1 protein-coding gene is annotated in these 779 nt (G+C 63.9%); it reads right to left on the bottom strand.

The features are described 5' to 3' along the window. Positions 1 to 48: 48 nt before the first annotated feature. A complete protein-coding gene (locus ACWJ6R_RS37380; protein ID WP_449066712.1) occupies positions 49 to 456 on the bottom strand; it encodes a winged helix-turn-helix domain-containing protein in 408 nt (135 codons plus the stop codon). Positions 457 to 779: the final 323 nt, after the last annotated feature.

The raw sequence follows: 779 nt of genomic DNA, 5'->3' as shown, positions 1-779 counted from the left end.
CCGGGTGGGCGCGGATACACCTGGCGTGCTCACCTCAGCACTTCAAGATCAGTAGGCGCGATACAGCGGGCGCTGCGGGGACATGCCGAGTCTGGCCAGGACGCGGCCGACGCTCACCGGCGACAGCTTCACTTTGAACTCGCGGCGGATCAACTCGGCCACCATCGCCCGGGTCCACAGCGCGAATCCGAAGCTCAGCTGCCGGGGGTCGGTACCGACGATCAGCGCATGCAGGCGGGCGAGCTGGACGTCGGTCAGCTTGGCCGCCGGCCCGCGGGTCTTCTTGGTGCGCAGCCCGTCGGGGCCGAGCGTGCGGTATTCGCGCAGCCATTCGAAGACGGTGGCGCGGCCGAAGCCGAGGATCTCGGCGACCAGATCCGGTGACTTGCCGCTTTCGATCAGCTGACACGCCCGTAGGCGCTCTTCAAAGGTGGCCCGCCGCCCCAACTTCGCCATGCGTCAATCGTGGCATACAACACCGGCAAGGGTCCGGAAACCCATGAACGGATTAGATCAGGCCTTCGATCGCTGGGGAGGCTGGCGATCCGCCTCCAGGTTCGACTGGGTCGTCGTGCTGCGAAGCCTGGGAGTCAGCGACGGACCGGTCGAAGTTCGTCCGGCATGATCGGGTCGATGCACCATCGCATGGTGAGTCGTGCGCTTGTGATCCTGTACCGATCGAGATCGGCCAGGTTCATGACATAAGTGATCCTGAAGGAGACATTTCAGAGGGAGTTTTGTGAGGGATTGTCCTCATCTGGGTTCCCTTGGAGGTGAGG

This window comes from Planomonospora algeriensis, from assembly GCF_977012225.1.
Note: the sequence above shows the minus strand (reverse complement) of the source record. Positions and strands in the feature narration are given on the sequence as shown.